Annotated in this window: 16 protein-coding genes; 4 read left to right on the top strand and 12 right to left on the bottom strand. The window is 30.2% G+C overall.

Features of this window, described 5'->3' with window-relative positions:
• The 9 genes from KV700_RS09870 to KV700_RS17285 form a co-directional block, all read right to left on the bottom strand.
• Positions 1-384, bottom strand: a complete 384-nt coding sequence (locus tag KV700_RS09870; RefSeq protein WP_218597786.1) for a hypothetical protein — start codon at positions 382-384, stop codon at positions 1-3.
• A 172-nt stretch (positions 385-556) separates the two neighbouring features.
• The gene (locus tag KV700_RS09865) at positions 557-3,136 is read right to left on the bottom strand and encodes a phosphoenolpyruvate carboxylase (RefSeq protein WP_166386726.1); all 2,580 of its coding nucleotides are present in this window, start codon (positions 3,134-3,136) and stop codon (positions 557-559) included.
• A gap of 250 nt (positions 3,137-3,386) precedes the next feature.
• The gene (locus KV700_RS09860; protein WP_218597785.1) at positions 3,387-4,769 is read right to left on the bottom strand and encodes a TlpA disulfide reductase family protein; all 1,383 of its coding nucleotides are present in this window, start codon (positions 4,767-4,769) and stop codon (positions 3,387-3,389) included.
• An 18-nt stretch (positions 4,770-4,787) separates the two neighbouring features.
• The gene (tilS, locus tag KV700_RS09855) at positions 4,788-6,095 is read right to left on the bottom strand and encodes a tRNA lysidine(34) synthetase TilS (RefSeq protein ID WP_218597784.1); all 1,308 of its coding nucleotides are present in this window, start codon (positions 6,093-6,095) and stop codon (positions 4,788-4,790) included.
• A 40-nt stretch (positions 6,096-6,135) separates the two neighbouring features.
• A complete protein-coding gene (locus KV700_RS09850) occupies positions 6,136-6,597 on the bottom strand; it encodes a hypothetical protein (protein ID WP_218597783.1) in 462 nt (153 codons plus the stop codon).
• A 1-nt stretch (position 6,598) separates the two neighbouring features.
• Positions 6,599-6,832, bottom strand: coding sequence for a hypothetical protein (locus KV700_RS09845; RefSeq protein ID WP_166386718.1), 234 nt, complete (start codon positions 6,830-6,832; stop codon positions 6,599-6,601).
• Between the two features lie 22 nt (positions 6,833-6,854).
• Complete coding sequence (locus KV700_RS09840) at positions 6,855-8,168, bottom strand: serine hydrolase (RefSeq protein ID WP_218597782.1); 1,314 nt, start codon at positions 8,166-8,168, stop codon at positions 6,855-6,857.
• Between the two features lie 30 nt (positions 8,169-8,198).
• The gene (locus KV700_RS09835; protein WP_218597781.1) at positions 8,199-9,500 is read right to left on the bottom strand and encodes an anthranilate synthase component I family protein; all 1,302 of its coding nucleotides are present in this window, start codon (positions 9,498-9,500) and stop codon (positions 8,199-8,201) included.
• Positions 9,501-9,567: 67 nt separating this feature from the next.
• Entirely contained in the window at positions 9,568-10,791 is a 1,224-nt protein-coding gene (locus tag KV700_RS17285) for an acyloxyacyl hydrolase (RefSeq protein ID WP_254712896.1), read from the bottom strand.
• Positions 10,792-10,894: 103 nt separating this feature from the next.
• On the opposite strand from KV700_RS17285, the gene KV700_RS09820 reads away from it, so the two are divergent.
• The gene (locus tag KV700_RS09820) at positions 10,895-11,503 is read left to right on the top strand and encodes a DUF4230 domain-containing protein (RefSeq protein WP_218597780.1); all 609 of its coding nucleotides are present in this window, start codon (positions 10,895-10,897) and stop codon (positions 11,501-11,503) included.
• 39 nt (positions 11,504-11,542) lie between these two features.
• On the opposite strand, the gene lpdA is transcribed toward KV700_RS09820, so the two are convergent.
• On the bottom strand, positions 11,543-12,943 hold the full coding sequence (gene lpdA / locus KV700_RS09815; RefSeq protein ID WP_218597779.1) for a dihydrolipoyl dehydrogenase: 1,401 nt from the start codon (positions 12,941-12,943) through the stop codon (positions 11,543-11,545).
• Positions 12,944-13,105: 162 nt separating this feature from the next.
• On the opposite strand from lpdA, the gene KV700_RS09810 reads away from it, so the two are divergent.
• Positions 13,106-14,371 (top strand): glycosyltransferase, encoded by a 1,266-nt coding sequence (locus KV700_RS09810; protein WP_254712895.1) that lies wholly within the window; start codon positions 13,106-13,108, stop codon positions 14,369-14,371.
• A 144-nt stretch (positions 14,372-14,515) separates the two neighbouring features.
• Here the strand turns inward: KV700_RS09810 and KV700_RS09805 are convergent, their stop codons facing one another.
• Together KV700_RS09805 and KV700_RS09800 are read right to left on the bottom strand one after the other, a co-directional pair.
• Positions 14,516-16,120 carry a glycoside hydrolase family 10 protein gene (locus KV700_RS09805; RefSeq protein WP_218597778.1) on the bottom strand — a complete coding sequence of 535 codons (1,605 nt, stop codon included), beginning with the start codon at positions 16,118-16,120 and terminating at the stop codon, positions 14,516-14,518.
• Positions 16,121-16,296: 176 nt separating this feature from the next.
• On the bottom strand, positions 16,297-18,312 hold the full coding sequence (locus tag KV700_RS09800; protein WP_218597777.1) for a M3 family metallopeptidase: 2,016 nt from the start codon (positions 18,310-18,312) through the stop codon (positions 16,297-16,299).
• Positions 18,313-18,480: 168 nt separating this feature from the next.
• Here KV700_RS09800 and KV700_RS09795 point away from each other — a divergent pair, with 168 nt between their 5' ends.
• Together KV700_RS09795 and KV700_RS09790 are read left to right on the top strand one after the other, a co-directional pair.
• Positions 18,481-18,762: a hypothetical protein gene (locus KV700_RS09795; protein WP_218597776.1), complete on the top strand. Its 282-nt coding sequence runs from the start codon at positions 18,481-18,483 to the stop codon at positions 18,760-18,762.
• Positions 18,763-18,886: 124 nt separating this feature from the next.
• Positions 18,887-20,956, top strand: a complete 2,070-nt coding sequence (locus KV700_RS09790) for a T9SS type A sorting domain-containing protein (protein WP_218597775.1) — start codon at positions 18,887-18,889, stop codon at positions 20,954-20,956.
• Positions 20,957-20,998: the final 42 nt, after the last annotated feature.

Here is a 20,998-nt window from a genome sequence, read left to right as displayed (position 1 = left end):
TTAATTAAGGTTTGGTTGCTTAAAATTAATAGGATCCCATCGAGTAGGGTCGTGCTTTTGTAAAAAACCTTTTAATAAGTTTTCATCTCTATAACTTTTATAATCGTCATAGATAAATTTAGTGGCTTTTGTAGAAAGATTTTCAGTAGAAATTAAAAATTGGTTATCATCAATTTCTTCAAAAGAAACCGTTGAAAATTTATATTTTTTTTTGAAGTTTAAATCCTTGTTTATAGAAGAATAAGTAGGATTGTTATCAGCTTTTAGCTGAAAAGAAGTAGTATAAATACTAACAGGAGTAAAATTATTGTTGGTAGTTTGTTGTTGTGAAAAACAAAAACTATTAACAAAAAGAGTTAAAAGTAAGAAAGCGTATTTTTTCATGGTACGTAATTTTACTTTATAAATATACCACTTTAATTCATTATTAAAAAAAAATAATTTATAAGAACTCAGTTAATTTGTTTTATTTTTTGAAATACTAAATTAATATCACAAAAAAATGCACTCATAAATTGAGTGCATTTTAAATATAAATTATTTTTTTGATACTATTTTAAGCAGAATTTCTACTTGCATTAATATTACCAAATAAAGAACGCATTACCATTTTTTCATATACTTCAATTTCTTCTGCGCTTCCGCCATTTTTTTGAAGTTCTTGAATTTTCTTTAATGCGAACTGTTGTATTGTTAATAAAGGCAATACAATTTGTTCTCTAATTTCTATAGATGCTTTTCCTACAGGAAAATTTTCCATTAATTCAGATTCTCCAGTAAGTTTTAAAAGTAACCTTTTAGAAGTTTCGTATTCTGTAAAAATCAAAGTCCAAAATTCACCAAATTCTTCGTCATCTGCCATATAAGAAGTTAAGCCAAAGAAAGATTTGGTTAAACTCATCATACTGTTTTCTAACAAAGTTCTAAAGAAATCTGAAGCGTGATAAAATTCTTTTACTTCTTCAAATCTACCAGCATCTTCGTATTTTTTAAGAGCAGTACCCACACCAAAGAAACCTGGTACGTTTTGTTTTAACTGACTCCAGCTACCTACAAAAGGAATGGCTCTTAATGCAGAAAAGTCTAACTTGTCAGATCCACCACGTTTACTTGGTCTACTTCCAATATTGGTTTTTGCATAGTATTTTAACGTACTCATTTTTTCTAAATACGATAAAAATTTAGGATGATTTTTAAAGTCTACATACGTTTGATAACTTGTAGCAGCCATGTCGTTTATTAACTCTCTATGGTTATCATTTAATTGATCTTTTGTAAAAACATCATTTTTAATACCAGAACTTATCAATTGTTCTAAGTTGTATTGAGATGAATTTAACGTACCAAAGTTAGAACTAATTGTTTGTCCTTGTATGGTTAATTGTATTTCTTTATCCTCTATTGTTGGGCCTAAAGAAGCATAGAATTGGTGTGTTTTTCCTCCTCCACGTGCTGGTGGTCCACCACGTCCGTCAAAGAAAACTACTTCAATATCAAATTCTCTAGAGATTCTTGTTAAAGCTTCTTTTGCTTTAAAAATACCCCAGTTAGCCATTAAGTATCCACCATCTTTTGTTCCATCAGAAAAACCTAACATAATTGTTTGTTTGTTTTTTCTTTTAGCAACATGGTGTCTATATACTTGATTAGAGTATAGGGTTCTCATTACTTCTTCTGAATTTTCTAAATCATCTACAGTTTCAAAAAGCGGAATAACATCTACTGGTAATTCGTTTTCAAAACCACATAAATTTAGCATTGCAAAAGTTTGCATTACGTGTAAAGCACTTTGGTTGTTACTAATAATGTAACGGTTTGCTCCACGTTCTCCATTTCTTTGCTGAATCTCTTTTAACGCATAAATAGATTCTATAGTTTTAACAGAAGTTTCGTCTGTTAAAATACTTGGGTCTATACTTCCTTTTACAACAGATAGAACTTCCACTTGTTCTTCATCTGAAAGACTTAAATAGTTTTTAGGGAAAGTAGTGTCTCCAGTTTTAAGTAAATCTTCTACAATTTGAGTAAATGCTTGGTGATGTACTCTACTATCTTGTCTAATATCTAAAGTTGCAAAGTGAAAACCGAAAATTCTAACTTTATTGATTACGTCATTTAATTCTTCTACAAATAAAGATTGATGATCATTTACAATAATTTCTCTGGCAGCATATAATTCGTCTAATAAGATTTTTTGAGAAAAATTAACTTTCGTATAACTTCTTACAACATGCTTATAAAGTCTCTTTTCTAACTTTGCAAAAATTTCTTGAACACCATCAAACGTATAACGTCTTTTTAAACGTCTTATGTCTCTATAGTAATTTCTTAAAATTGTTTGACGCAATCTTTCTGCAACATCTAAAGTTATTTTAGTAGTTACAAACGGATTTCCATCTCTATCTCCACCTGGCCAAAAACCAAGTTCAATAATTTCATTTTCTATTGGTTCTCCATCATAAATATGATGTTGAATGTAGTTGTATATTTTAGGCACAGAGTGATAAAAAACATGTTCTAAATACCAAATTAAACTTACAGCTTCATCAAAAGGAGATGGTTTTTCTTTTTTATAGAAAGGTGTTTTTCCTAATTGAGCTAATAATTTTCTAATTAGTAATAAATCATCATTTTGAATCGCTTTGTCTAAGTCTGTAATGATACCTAAAACAGACCCCGGATAAAATTGTGTTGGGTGCGCTGTTAATACAACACGTACTTTAAAGTCTTCTAAATGCTTTTTTAATTCGTCTTTTTTATTGCTTAATAGCGCTAGCTCTTTAGAGTTTCTTAACGTACCAAAACCATCCATATTATTTACAATAGGATATGCGGCATCTTCTACAGCATCAAATAAAACTACTTGACGTTCTATAAATTGAATAAAACGAAAAAGCAAATCTGATTTTTCTTTTTCTGTAGGTTCGTCTTGGTATTTATTAAAAAAGTGTTCTACAATTTCTGTAGGGTTTTTTTCTAATTTAAAACCTTTACTACAAACTTTATGTAAAAGAGGTAATAAAACCCCAGTATCGTCTATGGTGTCAAAAGGTAGCGTTGTGAAAATACTGTTATAAATCTGATATTTAGACAGTACGTTTTCATTAAATCTATCTAGCTTAGGTAAATTGTTCATTTTCTTATGATTTTACGGGATTAAAATTACGAAAAAGGGAAATGATTAAGCCTACTTTTTAATGAATAATCATGTTTTTATTTGCGAAAACGATATAAATTTGATTCCTTTTTAGTGAATTGTTTATTTTCTGTTACTTAATGTCCATTTTTGTTTTTATCTAAACAAAAATAGTTTGCATAAATATATTCTTTATTAAAAATAATAACTGTGCTGCAAAGATTTTAATTTTTATAAATAAACGTTGTTCTTATAATTTTAAAGATTGTAGTGTTTCAACTAATTTTTCATCAGAAGGTCTTGGTGCATTTGCATTTACAATATTTCCGTTTGGGTCTATTAATATAAAACGTGGAATCCCTTTTATGAGGTATTCTTCTATAAATTTAGACTCCCAATTATTATCTGCAAATAACTGTATTCCTTTTAAATCTTTATTTACAATCATTTCTTTCCATTTTTCATGGTCTTTCATTTTGTCGATAGAAATACTAATAAATTCAATGTTTTTACCATGATATTCTTTTTCTAATTTCTTTAAAGAAGGAATCTCTGCAATACAAGGTCCACACCAAGTTGCCCAAATATCTAAATATAAATATTTTCCTTTTAAGTCGTCTAAAGAAGTGGTTCCGCCTGCATTGTTTTCATAATCTACAAATTTTGGAGACGGACTTCCTTTTGCCAAAGCTTTCAATTTGTTGTAAGAAGTTGTAATTGTTTTGTTGTTTTCTTCGTTGGTAGAATTGTTAGAAAAAAGGGAGTAAAATTCTTCTAAATTATCTGTGTAAGTAACTCCGTATTTAGCAGCATCATACAATAATTTATTTTTTATTTTATCATTTTTAATATTTGTAGTCAATTTTAAATAGGCAATATCATCTGCTATAGAATCTTTTTTTGCTAATACTGTAGCATTGGTTGCTAATGCATTATCAACAAGACTTCTATACCCTGGAGAAAAAAGAAAGTCGTTTTCATTTTCTAAATCGATATTTTTTAATTCATCTAAAAAGTTTTCCGAAGCTTTAAAACTTTTGTCTTTAGTGTAATATCCATGATAAGGAGTGTAGTTCTGTAAAGTAGATAAATAACTGTAATTAATGTTTTTAAGTTCCTTGTTTTTAAATTCTTCAGAAATATCATTTGTTTTTATTAATAAATCTTCTTCTGTTTTTTTTATATTTAATAAATGTGCTTTAAAACTTGCTTCATCTTTTAGATACATTTCTTTTTGATCTCCAGTTGTAGCTGCTATAACCTTATTTTTTTCTGATAAGTATTTATTAATAGTGCTATTACTACCTGATAATTGTAGCGTAGAGTCTTTTTTTTCTGAATCGTATTCAATTTTTAAAACGCTTCCTTTAGTAATATATAAATTTGTGAAATCTTTATCTTGACGCAGTGCGTAAAAGTCGGTAGATATCTTTAAAGTGTCTCTAAAAGTACCATCTTCTGCAATCGTTATATCAGCAACTTTATCCATTGTATATTGATCGTAAATGATTACTTTTTTAGAATCTGTATTTTCAATTTTACCAGAAATAATTGCATAGTCTACCGTTTCTTCAGGTTTTGGTTTACAAGATAATATGGTTGTAAAGGCAATTAAAAGTAGTAACTTCTTCATAATTTTATTGGTTTAAGTTTATATTGAAATTTTTAAGAGTGTATTGTTTTTTTTGTTTGTATCAAAACGATTGTCCTTTCTATATTCTACAACCCAAATAATGGCATTGTCATTATTACAAAGCAGCCATGTGTTTTGTTTTTGTAAAAGCGAGAATTTTTCGTCTTTAAAATACTTGCTTAATTTCTTTTTCCCAGTCATTCCAGAAGGATAGAAGAAATCTCCGTCTTGCCACTTTCTAAGTGTTAAAGGGAACTGTAAGTTTTGTTTATCAATATAAATGGTTTGTTTGTTCTCTGTTGATTTTTCTTGTACTTCTTCAATTTTTAAATGAATAGGATTTGTAATTTCTACAGTGTCTTTATCAATCTCAAAGATAGTTTCTACTGCTGATAACCCTTTTTTTGTTAGAATTAAAAAATTTCTATCTTTTAATAAAGTATGTGTTTTAGAGATAACTTGTTTCCCAGACTGTGCAGAAAGTAGATCGGCAACATCATTCCATTCTGTAAAATTATAGTCTTTTAAAAGTTGATATAAATAAGCCTTCGGGTTCGATAATTTTTCAATTTTAGAAATATCAATTTTAGAAATATTGTTTTCTGTCGCTATTGTTTCTGCTGATATTTCATTAATTCGATCTTCAATGATTTGCTGACTTTCCTTTAAATGTGCCGTTGTTTTTTCAAAAGTTTCTAACAAACTAGGGTTTATTTCCTTTAAAACAGGAAGAATTTGATGTCTAATTTTATTTCTGATGTATTTTGTAGAGGCATTGCTTTTATCTTCTCGCCAAGAAATATTGTTTTCTTTTACAAAAGTTAAAATTTCTTCTCTAGAAAACTTTAAAAGCGGACGTATAATATTCCCATTAATTTCCGGAATTCCTGTTAAGCCATCTAAACCGGCACCACGCGTTAAATTAATTAGAAAAGTTTCTAAATTATCATCTGCATGATGTGCTGTTAAAATATAATCGAATTGGTGTTTTTCTATAAGTTCATTAAACCAATCATAACGGAGATTCCTTGCCGCAATTTGTGTAGATTGTTTGTTTTCTTTGGCAAATTGGGTTGTATTAAAATGAATTGTAAAAACTTTGGTGTTTAGATTTTTTCCTAAGTTTTTTACAAAATCCTCGTCTATATCACATTCAATTGGTCTTAAATTAAAGTTACAGTGTGCAAGAGAAATATTAAATTTTAATGTTGATAAAAGGTGTGCTAAAACCACAGAATCTACTCCGCCAGAAATGGCGATTAATAACTTTTTATCCTTTAAAAAAGGAAGGTTTTGGTGAATGTGGTTCTCTAGTTTTTTTAGCATTATACCTCAAAAATAACAATTTTAAATGTGATAGTGTTATTTAATTTGAAGAGTATTTTATATCGTCTTTTGTATTCAATTTCCCATCTCCTCCTAAAGAAGTCAATTTGTAATTTTGTCTATCTTTAGATGGAATATATACAAAAGTAGTTTTCCAGTAATCTGTTGTTAAATTGCTTCTTAACGGGTTGTTTCTAATAATGACTTTTAATTCTGATGGGAATTTTCCAAATTGTTTCTTTTCTGCTTCTAAAAGTTTAGAAATTTCCAGCATTCTTTTTGTAGTTCTCTTTGGATTCTCATTTTTAAAAAAGAAGAAAGAAAATAGGAAATAAACAGGAATAAAAATAATAAATAAAACTAAAAGTGGTTTTGCCATTGGGTGCCAAACAATACTTTTTGGTAGGTTATTTTCTTTCTCATACTTTCTTCTTCTTTTTGAATTAAACCAATGTTTAATGTCTAAATAGGTGTCTAAAATACATCCTATAAAAGCAAACATTTTATTGTTTATTTAACCAAGCACGAATATCTTTTCTGATAGAAACTTCTGGTTTTGGTAACGGAATAGTTTTACCAAATTGTTTACTTCTGTTAAATTTAGAAAAGGTTACTTTAAGAGCTTTCCATTCTGCTGGGTACAACGTTAAAAACATATTAAACATATTCTGTTCAGTTGGTTTTTCTTTTAAATTATCTAATGTTTTCTTAAAAAGTTCTTCTTGATTTGGTATCATAATGTAGATTTAAATAAAATTATTAATTGTTTTTTATTGCCTTATAAAACACTTGCTGCAGCTTTGGTCTTATATTTAGATTGTATATATTTCTATGGTTTCTATTGGGATATACTCTGTTTGATAAGAATATAAAAACTAAATTATTTGTAGGATCTGCCCAAACAAAAGTTCCGGTAAAACCACTATGTCCAAAACTCTCTGGACTCACTTCTGGTGCAGGATAAGCTTCTTTTATAGATAATGTGGCATTGTTAATTAAGGGTTTGTCAAAACCTAAACCTCTTCTGTTTTCGTTTTCTGGATATTGAATTCGTGTAAACTCTCTTAGCGTATTTTCAGAAATATATCTTTTTCCATTGTAAATTCCGTAATTGGCATACATCTGCATAATTTTTGCCAAATCTAATGAAGTACCAAACAAACCTGCGTTACCTGAAATTCCGCCTAAAAGAGCGGCATTTTCATCATGAACCCAGTTTTTTGTAAGTCCTTTTCTAAAAAGGCTATCGACTTCTGTTGGTACAATTAAATTATTAAAGTTTTTAGATTTTGGTCTGTATCCTAAAGTGGTTGCTTCTAAAGGACCATAAAAATTGGTTTGCAGATACTCTGTATAATCTTCTTTGGTAATTTCTGAAATTAAGTCAGGATAAATTAAAAAACTTAAACCAGAATATTTGTATTTTTTTACATCAGAAACTTTAGATCGGTTAATTTGTCTAAATACTTTATTTTTAAATCGATTCTTAATATAAAGTCCTTCGTAAGCTTCGTTTTTAAATCTTCTACTAGCTTTAGTTCTTATAAAACGTGATTTTATTTTGCCATTTTTCTTTAAAACTTCATTTAAAAAAATAATATACGGACTCAATCCTGCCTGATGTGCTAAAATTTCTCTAACGGTAAGTTCTTTTTTATCTTTTCTTTTTTTCCAAGGTTTCCAATATGTGCTAAAAGGACTGTCTAAATCTAGTTTTCCTTCAGAATGAAGTTTCATTAAAGCAGGTAAAGGTCCTGTAATTTTTGTTACAGAAGCTAAATCGTACATATCATCTAAACGTACTGCTTGAATACTGTCATAGGTATGAAAACCATAGGCTTTATTAAAAATAATCTTACTGTCTTTTACCACTAAAATCTGTGCACCAGGAAATGCTTCTTGTTGTATTCCAACAGTCATAATGGAATCTACTTTGGTGTAAATGTAAAGAGAATCCATACCTACTTCAGACGGGTTTCCGTAAGTGATTTTTAGATTTTGAGCAATTGTAAAATGTGTGATAAATAAGAATACAATTAACAATAAAGTAGCTGTTTGTTTAAATGTTGTCATATTTATTGATAATTATTTTATGATTACTGTTTACTTAGAATTCAATAAAGCAAACTTCATTGCTTTTGCTTTTAGCAAACATTCTTCGTATTCTTTTTCTACAACAGATTGTGCTGTAATTGCGCCGCCAACGGAGTAAGAAACATATTTTTCTGCTTCATTATATAAGATACTTCTTATGATTACATTAAAGTCAAAATCGTTTTCTGGTGTAAAATAACCAATCGTTCCAGAGTATAAACCACGTTTGGTTTCTTCTAAATCTTCAATAATTTTCATGGCAGAAACTTTAGGAGCTCCGGTCATACTTCCCATCGGAAACGTACTTTGTAGCACGTCTATAGGATGTGTGTTTTCTTCTACTTCAGAAACTACTGTAGAAATTAATTGATGCACTTGCTTAAAAGAATACACTTTGCACAATTCTTCTACTTTTACACTTCCAATTTTAGCCGTTTTAGACAAGTCGTTTCTAACCAAATCTACAATCATTACATTTTCTGCGCGTTCTTTTTCGTCTCGTGTTAAATCTAACGCTAATTGTGCGTCATCAAACTCGCTAACCAATCTTTTTGCAGTTCCTTTTATAGGTTGAGAAATTATTTTTGTGCCTTCTTTTTTAATATACCTTTCTGGTGAAGCACACAGAGCATATTTATCATCTAGTTTTAAAAAGGCAGCAAATGGAGGTTCGGAAATTTGGTTGAGGTGTTTATATACTTCAACCGGATTTATAGTAGCGTTTTCTGCATAAAATTCCTGACAAAAATTAGCTTCGTAAATATCACCTTTTTTTATATGCTCTAAAACTTGAGTGACTTTTGCATGATACTCATCCTTGTGAATCCTTAGTTTTATTTTGATGTCACTTTTAGATTGCTCGATTGCTGGATTTTTAGATTTAAGAATCTCATCAAAATCACTTTCAATTTCATCGTCTACCATTCTTAAATATTGAAACTCTACAGAATTTCCTTTGATGAAAACAAGTTTTTTAGGCTGAAAAAAATATAAATCAGCAAAATCTAAACCATCAAAATTCTTGGAAGAAAGTTGCTCAACATCATTTTTAACATCATAGGTGATGTAACCAAAAATATAATCTTTGGTAATGGTTTGGTATTCCTTTAACTTCTCAAAAGCGTTGTAATAATCTGTTTTAATAGAGGTAAAATCGTCTGCTGCTAATGCACCATCGAAACTAGAGTATTTTTGATGATAATTGTTAGAGTCTAACCAAATAACCGTTTCAAATTGTTGTGCCCAAGACAATAAATTGTTTTTGAACTCAATAGTATTATCAACAGAAAAAGTGCGAGTTGTTCTTTGCATATTCGCTTCAAAAATACAATTCTTATTTCTTTGAGGTATAAATTTTTAAATTGATTTGATGTTGATGTTAAAATGTTTTTCCAATTGTAAATTGGATAGGAATTGCAACTCCAGAATTTTTAGTAAAAATATTTCCGTTAGAGTAATGCATAATTCTAAGTTCTGCATTGTAAGCTCTTTTTTCTCCAAAGAAAACACCTAAACCCATCGTATCTTGATACGTGATTTTAGGTCCTGTTTCTAAATTATCTATGTTGCTTTTTGTTAAATAAGTCGGGCCAATTAAAGAGTAATTGGTGTACATATCAAAACCATCTCTTCTCATTAAGTAAAAACGCATAGTTGGGAAAATAGAAAACGCAAACACATTTGTATTGGTGGCTTCCGTGTTAAAAGCCGTAACACTAACTCCCCAATCTAAAGAAAAAAGTTTTTGTGTTCTAAAAGCAAGTCTTTGGTAGGTTATAGAAAAAGAATTTTCTGCTTTTACATCTCCAACCCAAAAAACCGGAATTCCGAAACTTTCGAAATTCCCCACTTTTAAGCTCATTCCGAAAAATTGGTTTGCACTAAAACCAATTTTACTAGTTCCGTAACTTACTTGTAAAATATTTTTTGGAAAGAAATACCTTTCATCATTTTCGTATTCTAGAGCTAATTCTTCTGGGATTTTTTGAATATGGTATTCAAAACCAACAGAGGCTTGTGAAATAGATGGTTGATTGTGTTTATCTGATTTCGGAAAAAAGGTTCCATTTAGAGCTAATTTCCATCGGTCATTTAATTGATAATTGAAACCAAAACCATAGAGTAGGCTTCCATAATGAGCATCGTCATAAATTACTTTGTCTTCAATAGAAAAACCACTTCTTGTAACATTTGCAGCGCCAACTTCTCCAAAAAAGGATAATTTATTGGTAATGTTGATGTTCTTTTTAAGTGACAAATACCAAGCGTTAATCCACACACTTCTGTAGTAACCAATATTATTTACATTGTCGTATTTAAACCAAGAAGCAGGTCTAATAACTCCAAATTGTAATGCTAAGTTTTCTTTTATTTTATAACCAAAACCTAATTTTCCTGAAAAATAGTTTTTACTGAAGGTTTCTGTTTCATAACCATCAATTAAGTTATCATTAGAAAAAGGATAAAAAATACCACCAAAGTTAACACTATAGTAAAAATTTGATAAAAATTTAGAAGGTTGTGTTTTTGGGGTCTCACTTTCTTGACTATTCAGGTTAAAGAATATCATAAAAAAAGAAAGTAAGAACATGTTTTTTTTCATTTTATAAAAGTAAGTAACTTTTTAAAAAGAAAAAGGATTGGTAAAGAAGCTATTTTTATGAAGTATATTTTTAGATTTATTTTTTCGGTAGTATCTTTACATTATGGAGTTAATTATTTTAGGACTGGTTATTGGTTTAGGTATTTCCTATCTAATATCGAAACGATTTTCAGTATCAAAGAAAAAGAATTTAGTAGAAAAGCAATCTGTTATTTTATTGGATAAAATAAAGAAAGTGTCTAAATTGATTACTGTAGAAGGAGATTTTTCTGAAATTTATCATCATGAAAATACCAAAGAAAACTTTTGGGGATTTAGCAGTAAGAAAAAAGCGATTGTTTTAATTCAGGCAAAAGCACACATCGGGTTCGACTTTAGAAAAATTAAACTGGCAGCTAATACTGAAAAAAAGGAAATTGTTTTATCAAATTTTCCGCAGCCAGAAGTAGTTTCTATTGAATGCGATATTAAGTTTTACGATATAAAAAATGGTTATTTAAATAAGTTTGGTACAGAAGATTTTACCAGTTTAAATAAAGATGCAAAAGAACATGTGTTGAATAAAATACCAGAAAGTAATTTAATACAATTGGCAAATAAAGAAGCTTTAGAAGCCATTTTATTAATGGAAAATATTGTAGAAACGATTGGCTGGAAACTAGATTATACCGCTTTGGAAGCAAATGAAGCGCATAAAAAAATCTCGAAATAAAATGTATTTCGAGATTTTTAAAATTATATATTTTACTAATTAAGCATTTAAAGGCTTTCCGTCCCAAGCAGCTTTTGCAGCTTCTTTTACCGCTTCAGAATACGTTGGGTGACCATGACAAATTCTTGCCAAGTCTTCTGCAGATGCTCTATATTCCATTGCAACTGCAGCTTCCATAATTAAATCGGCAACACGTGCACCAACCATGTGAACTCCTAAAATTTCATCTGTATTTTTATCTGCAATCACTTTTACAAAACCATCTGTATCTCCACTTGCACGAGATCTACCTAAAGCTCTCATAGAAAATTTACCAACTTTGTAATCTACTTTTGCATCTTTTAATTCTTGTTCTGTTTTACCAACAGCAGCAACTTCTGGCCATGTGTATACAATACCAGGAATTAAATTATAATCGATATGTGGTTTTTCGCCAGCTAAATACTCAGCTACAACAACACCTTCTTCTTCTGCTTTGTGTGCTAACATTGCACCTTTAACAACATCACCAATTGCGTAAATATTAGAAACGTTGGTTTGTAAATGATCGTTTGTAGTAACTTGACCACGTTCGTTAACCTCTACACCAATTTTTTCTAAACCTAAACCTTCTGTATATGCTTTTCTACCAACAGCAACCAAACAATAATCTCCAGTAAAAGTAACTTCTTCACCTTTTTTGTTATTTGCTTTTACGATAACTTCATCACCGTTTCTTTCTACAGAAGTAACACCATGACTTACAGCAAACTTAATACCTTGTTTCTTTAAAACTTTTGTAAGTTCTTTAGAAACATCAGCGTCCATAGTTGGTGTAATTTTTGGTGCGTATTCTACAACAGTTACATCTGCTCCTAAACGTTTGTAAACTGTACCTAACTCTAAACCAATAACACCACCACCAATTACAATTAAATGTTTTGGTACTTCAGTTAATTTTAAAGCTTCGGTAGAAGTAATTACACGTTCTTTATCTAAGGAGATAAATGGTAAAGTAGACGGTTTAGAACCTGTTGCAATAATAATATTAGTTCCTTCAATTATTTCTGATGAACCATCGTTTTTAGTAATCTTTACATGTGTTGCATCTTCAAAAGAACCTAAACCTTCAAAAACATCAACATTGTTTTTGTCCATTAAATAGGTGATTCCTCCTGTAGTTGTTTCTACAACTTTGGCTTTTCTTTCTACCATTTTTCCAAAATCGAACGTAGGGTTTTCAACAGAAATTCCGTGTTCTTCGAAATGGTTAACAGCATCATAATAATGATGCGAAGAATCTAACAATGCTTTAGATGGAATGCAACCAACGTTTAAACAGGTTCCTCCTAAAGTTGAATATTTTTCTATAATTGCTACTTTTTTACCTAATTGAGAAGCTCTAACTGCAGAAATGTATCCTCCAGGACCAGATCCAATTACAATAATATCGTATTTCATGATTGCGTTTGTTTTGCGTATAATGTAACCTTTCGGTTTTTTTTTATATTGATGAACAAAAATACATATATTTTCATAGAATAAAGTAAGAAATAAGTAGTTTTACCAATCTGAATTTCTTATTTTTTAGCTAAATAAGTTTTAAAAAGAACCAGATTTTAAATGAAAAATGATTTGAAAGAATTAACAATACAAAATGTCTTAATTATTGGTTATGTTTGGGTTGAGCCAAATTCTTCTGCTGCCGGAAGTAGAATGATGCAATTAATTGAGCAGTTTTTAAAATATAATTATAGAATAACTTTTGCTTCTCCTGCGCAAAAAAGTGAAAAAGCTACAAGTTTAAATTCTTTAGGAATTGATGAAGTTTCTATTGAGCTAAACAATGCTTCTTTTGATGATTTTATAACAGAGTTGCAACCAGAAATTGTAATGTTCGATCGTTTTATGATGGAAGAACAATTTGGTTGGCGCGTTGCGGAAAATTGTCCGAATGCAATTCGGATTTTAGATACGGAAGATTTACATTTTTTACGTAAAACACGTCATCAACAATTAAAAAAAGGAGAAGAATTTACAACAGAAGCATTATTAAAATCGGATGATGCAAAAAGAGAAATTGCGGCTATTTTGCGTTGCGACATGAGTTTGATTATTTCTACGTATGAAATGGATTTATTAAAATCTGTTTTTAAAGTTGATGAAAAAATCTTGTATTACCTACCTTTCTTATTAGATAAGATTGATGAGCATCAACAAGAAAAATGGAAGTCTTTTGATGAAAGAGCAAACTTTGTGTTTATAGGTAATTTCTTTCACAAACCAAATGTAGACGCTGTTTTAACTTTAAAAACTGAAATTTGGAGTGAAATTAGAGAGCTGCTTCCAAAAGCAGAAGTTCATATTTATGGAGCGTATGCGAATCAACAAATAAATCAATTACATAATAAAAAGGAAGGTTTTATTATTAAAGGTTTTGCAGAGGACGCTAAAGAAGTGGTGAGAAATGCAAGAATTGTTTTAGCTCCGTTACGTTTTGGAGCAGGAATAAAAGGAAAATTGACAGAAGCCATGATTTGTGGAACGCCAAGTATAACTACAGATATTGGTGCAGAAGGAATGTGTGATAGATTTCCTTGGAATGGTTTTGTCGAAAATGATTTTTCTGATTTTGCATTGATTTCCGCAGAATTGTATCGAAATAAAAGTATGTGGAAAAGTCATCAATTAACAGGAGCTGAAATTATCAATGAAATATATGATAAAGAGAAGTTAGGTGTGCTTTTTATCAACCAAATAAAAGAAATTCAAGAAAATTTAGAACAACACAGAACTCAGAATTTTTTAGGAAATTTATTGCAACATCAAACGTTACAGTCAACAAAATACATGAGTAAATGGATTGAAGCTAAAAACAGTATTCAGTAATTTATTTTAAAGAGATCAGTACTTGTTTTCAAATATTATAATTGCATAAAAAATGCAATATGTCTGGTTGAGCGCAGTCGAAACCTAATTTTAAGAATCTAATAGTTCTCAACTGCGCTCGAACTGACAATAGTAATTTAATTTCTATAAATTAATTTCCTTAACAATACTCTCGTTTCCAAATTTATCAACAGCAGTTATGGCAATCGCTTTTAAAATGCTTTTTGAATTTTTATTATCAACCTTAACTAAAGGTATGTTTTGTGAGTTTGTAAAAATACCATGAATGCTATAATCCCATTTAGAATTGTATTTGTAATAAATTACCCAATTTGCAATTTCATCAATGTTTTTATGCGCCCAAATTACCGATAAATTGTCTTTATCTTTAGAGTAATTTACAGTTGGAGCTTCTGGTGCTGTTGTGCTTAACCAAGGGTAACTAGGTGTTAATGCTTGCTTTTTATAAGGACCATTAAAAATTGCTTCCGTAAGTTCTGGTGAATCAATTAAAGGCGCAATGCTCCAATGCACGGTTCCTGGAGATTTTGAGGTCATTCCACGTGTAATCATAATTTGATTGATGACTTCATCAATTGCTTCTTCCCCTTTTTTACTAGCAAGACTCATTCCTGGCCAAAGATGTCTTTGTTTGGTGTTTTCACCTATCCACCAATTTAATAAAACAGGAAAACTTACATCCATTCTATTAATAGGCCAATACAATTGCGGTGTAAAATAATCTATCCAACCTTCGTTTAACCAAAGTTTTGCATCTGCATACAACTCGCTATATTGGTCAAAACCAGCAGTTACTGAAGCAGGATAATTAGGTCTCCAAAATCCAAAAGGACTAATGCCAAATTTAACGTTAGGTTTTGTTTCTTTTATATTTGTGTAAATACTTTTAACGAATTGGTTTACATTATCTCGTCTCCAATCATCTCTTTTTAATTTTCCGCCAGTATTTAAGTATACTTTCCAGCTTTTATCATCAGGAAAATCTTTGTTGTTGTTGTAAGAAGGGTATGGGTAAAAATAATCATCAAAATGAATTCCGTCTACATTATACCTTTCAACAATATCCATAACAACTTTGTAGCTATGGTTTTGCGTTTTTTTATTTCCTGGATCTAGCCAATAAAAACCAGTTTCTAGTTTTACAGCCAATTCTGGTTGTTTGCTAACAATAGAAGCTGCTGTTATTTCGCCTCCGGTGGTGTGGTGTGCTCTATAAGGATTTAGCCAAGCATGTAATTCTAGTCCTCTTTTATGTGCTTCTTTAATCCAAAATTCTAAAGGATCATAATATGGAGAAGGCGCTTTACCTTGAGTTCCTGTTAAAAAATAAGACCAAGGTTCTAAGTCGCTTTTGTACATAGCGTCTGCTTGCGGTCTCACTTGTAACACAACGGCGTTAAAATTATTTTTATGAAGCAGGTCTAATAATTTAATAGCTTCTTCTTTTTGTTGTTTGCTAGAAAGACCACGTTTACTTGGCCAATTTATATTTGCAACACTCGCAATCCAAGCAGCTCTAAATTCTCTTTCAGGAGCAGGAATTACCCTTTTTTTTATCTCAATAATTTTTTCAACTTCAACACTTTTTTCAATTTCAATGTTTTTTTGTATTTTATTGTCTGTTTTGACTTCTTTGTTATAAATTTTTTTACTACAATTTATAAATAGTAAAGTGAATAAAACAATAAAATATATTGATTTGGTGTTTTTATAAAAAAGCATTTTCATTGATGTTGTTATGTTTATTCTAATAATCGCTTTTTTTTCTAGTTGAAAATTACATTAAAACTACGCCATCTTTAATGTAGTATTTCTTTTGTCTTCAATAAGAATGAATCTAAAAAAATATTCAGTCGCAGTTTTCAGTATATAAATAACTGAATACTGCGACTGAAAACTGAAAATTAAATTAACCCTGCTCTTCTTAAAAGTGCATCTGGTTTTGGTTCTTTTCCTCTAAAACGTTTGTATAATTCCATAGGTTTTTCTGTTCCACCTTTAGAAAGTACGTTGTCTTTAAATTTTGTAGCTACTTCTTTATTAAAAATCCCTTCTTCTAAGAAATATTCAAAAGCATCTGCATCTAAAACTTCTGCCCATTTGTAAGAGTAATATCCGGCTGAATATCCTCCTTGAAAGATATGAGAAAAAGCAGTACTCATACAGTTTTCTGCAACATCAGGATACAATTTTGTGTTTTCAAAAGCTGCATTTTCAAACTCTTTGATAGATTTTATTTCTGATGGATCTTGTCCGTGCCATTGCATGTCTAAAAGACCAAAACTAAGCTGACGTAAAGTTTGCATTCCCTCATGGAAACTTGCAGATTCTTTAATTTTCTCTACATATTTCATCGGAATAACTTCTCCGGTTTCGTAATGCTTTGCAAACAATTCTAATGCTTCTTTTTCGAAACACCAGTTTTCTAAAACCTGACTTGGTAATTCTACAAAATCCCAAGAAACAGACGTTCCAGATAAGCTGTTGTATGTGGTGTTTGCTAACATTCCGTGTAACGCATGTCCGAATTCATGAAACAAGGTAGTCACCTCGTTAAACGTTAATAAAGACGGTTTGGTTGCGGTTGGTTTGGTAAAGTTGCAAACAATAGAAACCTGTGGTCTTTCGTTAATTCCGTTTTTAATTTGTTGCGATTTGTAACTTGTCATCCACGCACCATTTCTTTTTCCTTTTCTAGGATGAAAATCAGCATAAAAATGCGATACAAAATTTCCGTTTGCATCAGTTACGTTATATGTTTTAACATCATCATGGTATTTGTCGATGTTGTTTATTTCTTCAAACTTTAAATCATACAATCTGCTGGCAATTTCAAAAACACCATCAATTACATTTTCTAATTTAAAATAAGGTTTTAAAGCTTCTTGGTCTAAATCGAATAATTCTTTCTTCAGTTTTTCTGAATAATAAGAACCATCCCATTTCTGAAGCTGATCTATTCCGTCTAATTTTTTTGCAAAATTTTCTAAATTTTCAAACTCTTTTAATGCAGCAGGTTTTGCTTTTTCTAAAAGGTTGTTAGAAAATTCGATTACTTTTTCTGGCGTTTCTGCCATTCTTTCTTCTAAAACAAAATGAGCATGTGTTTTATAACCTAGTAAATTAGCTCTTTTCTGACGAAGATTTACAATGTCTAAAACAACTTGTTCGTTATTAAATTCATTGTCCTGAAATGCTTTTTTACCAGCAGCAATGGCCATTTCTTTACGCAATTCTCTGTTGTCTGCATACGTTAAAAAAGGAATGTAACTTGGGTAATCTAAAGTAAAAATATATCCTTCTTTATCTCTAGATTTTGCTACTTCTTTAGCAGCTTCTTTTTCGCTTTCTGGTAAGCCTGCAAGATCTTTTTCATCCGTTAAATGCATCTCGAAAGCCTGCGTTTCAGCTAGTACATTTTCGCCAAACTTTAAAGATAATTTAGAAAGTTTTGCATCAATTTCACGAAGCTTCGTTTTATCTGCTTCCTTTAAATTAGCACCGTTTCTAGCAAAACTTTTATATTGCTTCTCTAAAAGCATGGTTTGTTCTGGTGTTAAATCTAAATTTTCTTTAGCATCAAAAACGGATTTTACCCTTTTAAATAAATCTTGGTTTAAGGTAATGTCGTTTCCAAATTCACTTAACCAAGGAGAAACTTCTTGTGCTATTTTCTGAATCTCATCATTTGTTTCTGCAGAATTCAAATTGAAAAAAATACTGGTAATTTTATTCAGTTTTTCACCAGAAAAATCTAAAGCAACGGTTGTGTTTTCAAAAGTTGATTGTTCTGTATTATTTATAATTGCATCAATTTCTGCTTTGGCAATTTCAATTCCTTTTTTAATAGCAGGTTTGTAATCCTCATTAGAAATTTTTGAAAAAGGAGGCGTATTAAAATCTTGTAAAAGTGGATTCATGATTTCTTTGTATATAGATGTAAATATAAATATTCTATCAATTTTATACTTGAAATCAGTATAAAAACTTTCATTTAACGAAGAAATAATTAACTTTATCTAATTTTTATAAATCAAGGTATGCTTTAGAGTTACCTTTAGATGAATACTTAATATATCTCCCAAATCATGAAAAGCGTATTTATTAATTTAATAATAATTTTAATTACTTGTTTTAGTTATGGACAGACAGCTAATGATGGTCTATATTTTGATGGTGTAGATGATACTATAATCGTTCCAAACACTACAAATATTAACAGTACAGTAACTAATAACAGAACGTATGAAACTTCTTTTAAAGTTGAAGATGCAACTTCTTCTATAAAACAGGTTATCATGAAAGAAGGGGGGTACAAGAGCTGTTATTATATATATAGAAAGTGGATATTTATATGTAGGAGCTTATAATAGAACAGATTATTCACCAATATGGGATGGTACTTTTTATAGAGAAGCTATTTCATCAAATACTTGGTACCATGTAGCATTAGTTTTTGATAACGCTATAGCTGCTGATGCAAGTACGAACCCAATGACAGTTACTTCAAATAATGCTCTAAAATGGTATTTAGATGGAGCTTTAATGGGGCAAATTTCTGGTTATCAATTAGGAGGGCATAATTCAATAAGATTAGGGTATAAAAATGAAACTTTGCGTTTTCCTTCTTGTGGAACATGGACAGCAACTGGTATGTCTGAGTATTGTTTTAATACAATTGCAAATGATACTGGTAGTGATGAATATTATTTTAAAGGATACATTTGGGGGTTTAGAGTTTGGAATGATGTAAGAACAATTACAGAACTTGTAGATTATAGAACAGACATTATAACAACTGTTGGTACTAATGATCTGGTTGCTGCTTTAGATGGAGATACATTTACCTATTTAAATAGTTCTGATGTTGCTGTAGAAGCAGCTGTATCTACTGTTACTACTATTATTTGGAAATCATCAGGAACAACTACAGATTGGAATACGGGGTCTAATTGGGTTGGTGGTATTGTGCCAAATTCATTAAAAAAAGAAAAAGCAAAAATACAAGTCTCTAGTAATTATCCAGAAATAGCAACCCATATTGTTGTAGGGGATTTAATAGTTGATACTGGAGCTAGTATAACCGTTAATACAGGCGGAACGATGGAGGTTTCTTATGATTTAACAAATAATGGTACTATTACTGTTTTAGATGATGCTAGTTTAATTTTAAGAGAAAAAGATGCAGCTGTAAGTGCAGGTACGTTTAATATTCAAAAAGTTAGGCCAACTTATGGCAGTAATAAGTTTTATTCATATTGGAGTTCTCCGGTTGTAGCCTCAGACTCTAATATTGCAACTGTTTTTTCAGACGCTTCAATAATTTATAAATTCGATGCGGCTGCTGCAAATTCAGATTGGGTTTCTACAGGGAGTTCAGATTTTAATCCAGGAATTGGATATGCTGTTTGTAATGAGAGTACGGGAGGACAATTAAGAACTTTTACAGGAAATATTAATAAAGGTGATATAGCCGTAGATATATACAATACTACAAATTTAACAGGGCCAGATTTTGATGGAATTCCATGGTCTACAAGTGGAGATAATTTAATTGGTAATCCATATGCTGCAGCGATAAATCGGGACTTAGTTATTACAGACCCAGATAATACAGAAATAGATGGTACTATGTACCTTTGGGACCAAAACTCGGTTCATATAGGTGAAAACAGACAAGCAGATTATTTAGAGTATAACATGACAGGCGGGGTAAGTAATACAACCACTAGTAATATTGGTTCTGGTCAAGGTTTTTTTATAAAAACAACAAGTGCAAACCCTAATTTAAAAATCACTTTTAAGACAACACATCAAATTGCAGGGGCAAATACAAAATTTCTTAGAAGTATTACTAATAACGATAGTAGTGTAAAGAAGAAAGGTCGTTCTTGGTTTACTTTTAATCATAAGGATGTTACAAAAACAATATTGATAGGTTTCTTAGATGGAGCAACAGAAAATTTTGATCGCTTGTATGATGCTCCTTTTGATGTGGAGAAGAAATTTATGGGGTTTTATTCGTTTGTAGAAGATGCATACAAGGCAACTATACAAGGTTTACCTGTTTTAAAAGAGGATATTAAAACAGTTAAGCTAGGGTTTGTAGTAGATGAAATAGGAGGTTATGCTATCAGTATTCAAGAAGAGCAAATAGAAGAAGGTTATAATATTTATTTATTAGATACAGAAAAGGGAATGACTGTAGATTTAAAGCAAGCAGAATATAATTTTACTATTGATGCTGTTGGTGAAAATAATACCAGATTTAAAGTAGTGTATGCTAAAAGTAAATTTAAAACATTAGGTAAAGAGTTTAATGAGATTGAGGCTAAAGAACTTTCTGTGTATCTCGATGCTGGAAAAGAATTAATAGTAACATACAATAATAGTAAAGATGATATAGATGAGGTTTCTTTGTTTAATGTTAAAGGAAGAAAGGTAGCTTCTTACAAAGGAATCCAAAAAAAGAATACGTCTAATTTATCACCTGGGGTTTATGTTGTAAAAGTAAAATTACAAGATACTAGCACCTTAAATAAAAAAATATTAATTGCAAATTAGTCTATTTTAGAAGCATAAAAAAACTCAGAATTTATATAAATT

The organism is Polaribacter sp. NJDZ03 (assembly GCF_019263805.1).
Lineage (GTDB): Bacteria > Bacteroidota > Bacteroidia > Flavobacteriales > Flavobacteriaceae > Polaribacter.
This window is presented reverse-complemented; position numbering and strand designations above follow the sequence as displayed.

Excerpts from the sequence above, each read along its gene's own strand:
- KV700_RS09840 (WP_218597782.1), bottom strand. The coding sequence starts at position 8,168 with ATGACAACATTTAAACAAACAGCTACTTTATTGTTAATTGTATTCTTA.
- KV700_RS09810 (WP_254712895.1), top strand. The coding sequence starts at position 13,106 with ATGAAAAATGATTTGAAAGAATTAACAATACAAAATGTCTTAATTATT.
- KV700_RS09805 (WP_218597778.1), bottom strand. The coding sequence starts at position 16,120 with ATGAAAATGCTTTTTTATAAAAACACCAAATCAATATATTTTATTGTT.
- lpdA (WP_218597779.1), bottom strand. The coding sequence starts at position 12,943 with ATGAAATACGATATTATTGTAATTGGATCTGGTCCTGGAGGATACATT.
- tilS (WP_218597784.1), bottom strand. The coding sequence starts at position 6,095 with ATGCTAAAAAAACTAGAGAACCACATTCACCAAAACCTTCCTTTTTTA.
- KV700_RS09870 (WP_218597786.1), bottom strand. The coding sequence starts at position 384 with ATGAAAAAATACGCTTTCTTACTTTTAACTCTTTTTGTTAATAGTTTT.
- KV700_RS09800 (WP_218597777.1), bottom strand. The coding sequence starts at position 18,312 with ATGAATCCACTTTTACAAGATTTTAATACGCCTCCTTTTTCAAAAATT.
- KV700_RS09845 (WP_166386718.1), bottom strand. The coding sequence starts at position 6,832 with ATGATACCAAATCAAGAAGAACTTTTTAAGAAAACATTAGATAATTTA.
- KV700_RS09795 (WP_218597776.1), top strand. The coding sequence starts at position 18,481 with ATGAAAAGCGTATTTATTAATTTAATAATAATTTTAATTACTTGTTTT.
- KV700_RS09835 (WP_218597781.1), bottom strand. The coding sequence starts at position 9,500 with ATGCAAAGAACAACTCGCACTTTTTCTGTTGATAATACTATTGAGTTC.
- KV700_RS09820 (WP_218597780.1), top strand. The coding sequence starts at position 10,895 with ATGGAGTTAATTATTTTAGGACTGGTTATTGGTTTAGGTATTTCCTAT.
- KV700_RS09860 (WP_218597785.1), bottom strand. The coding sequence starts at position 4,769 with ATGAAGAAGTTACTACTTTTAATTGCCTTTACAACCATATTATCTTGT.
- KV700_RS09850 (WP_218597783.1), bottom strand. The coding sequence starts at position 6,597 with ATGTTTGCTTTTATAGGATGTATTTTAGACACCTATTTAGACATTAAA.
- KV700_RS09790 (WP_218597775.1), top strand. The coding sequence starts at position 18,887 with ATGACAGTTACTTCAAATAATGCTCTAAAATGGTATTTAGATGGAGCT.
- KV700_RS09865 (WP_166386726.1), bottom strand. The coding sequence starts at position 3,136 with ATGAACAATTTACCTAAGCTAGATAGATTTAATGAAAACGTACTGTCT.
- KV700_RS17285 (WP_254712896.1), bottom strand. The coding sequence starts at position 10,791 with ATGAAAAAAAACATGTTCTTACTTTCTTTTTTTATGATATTCTTTAAC.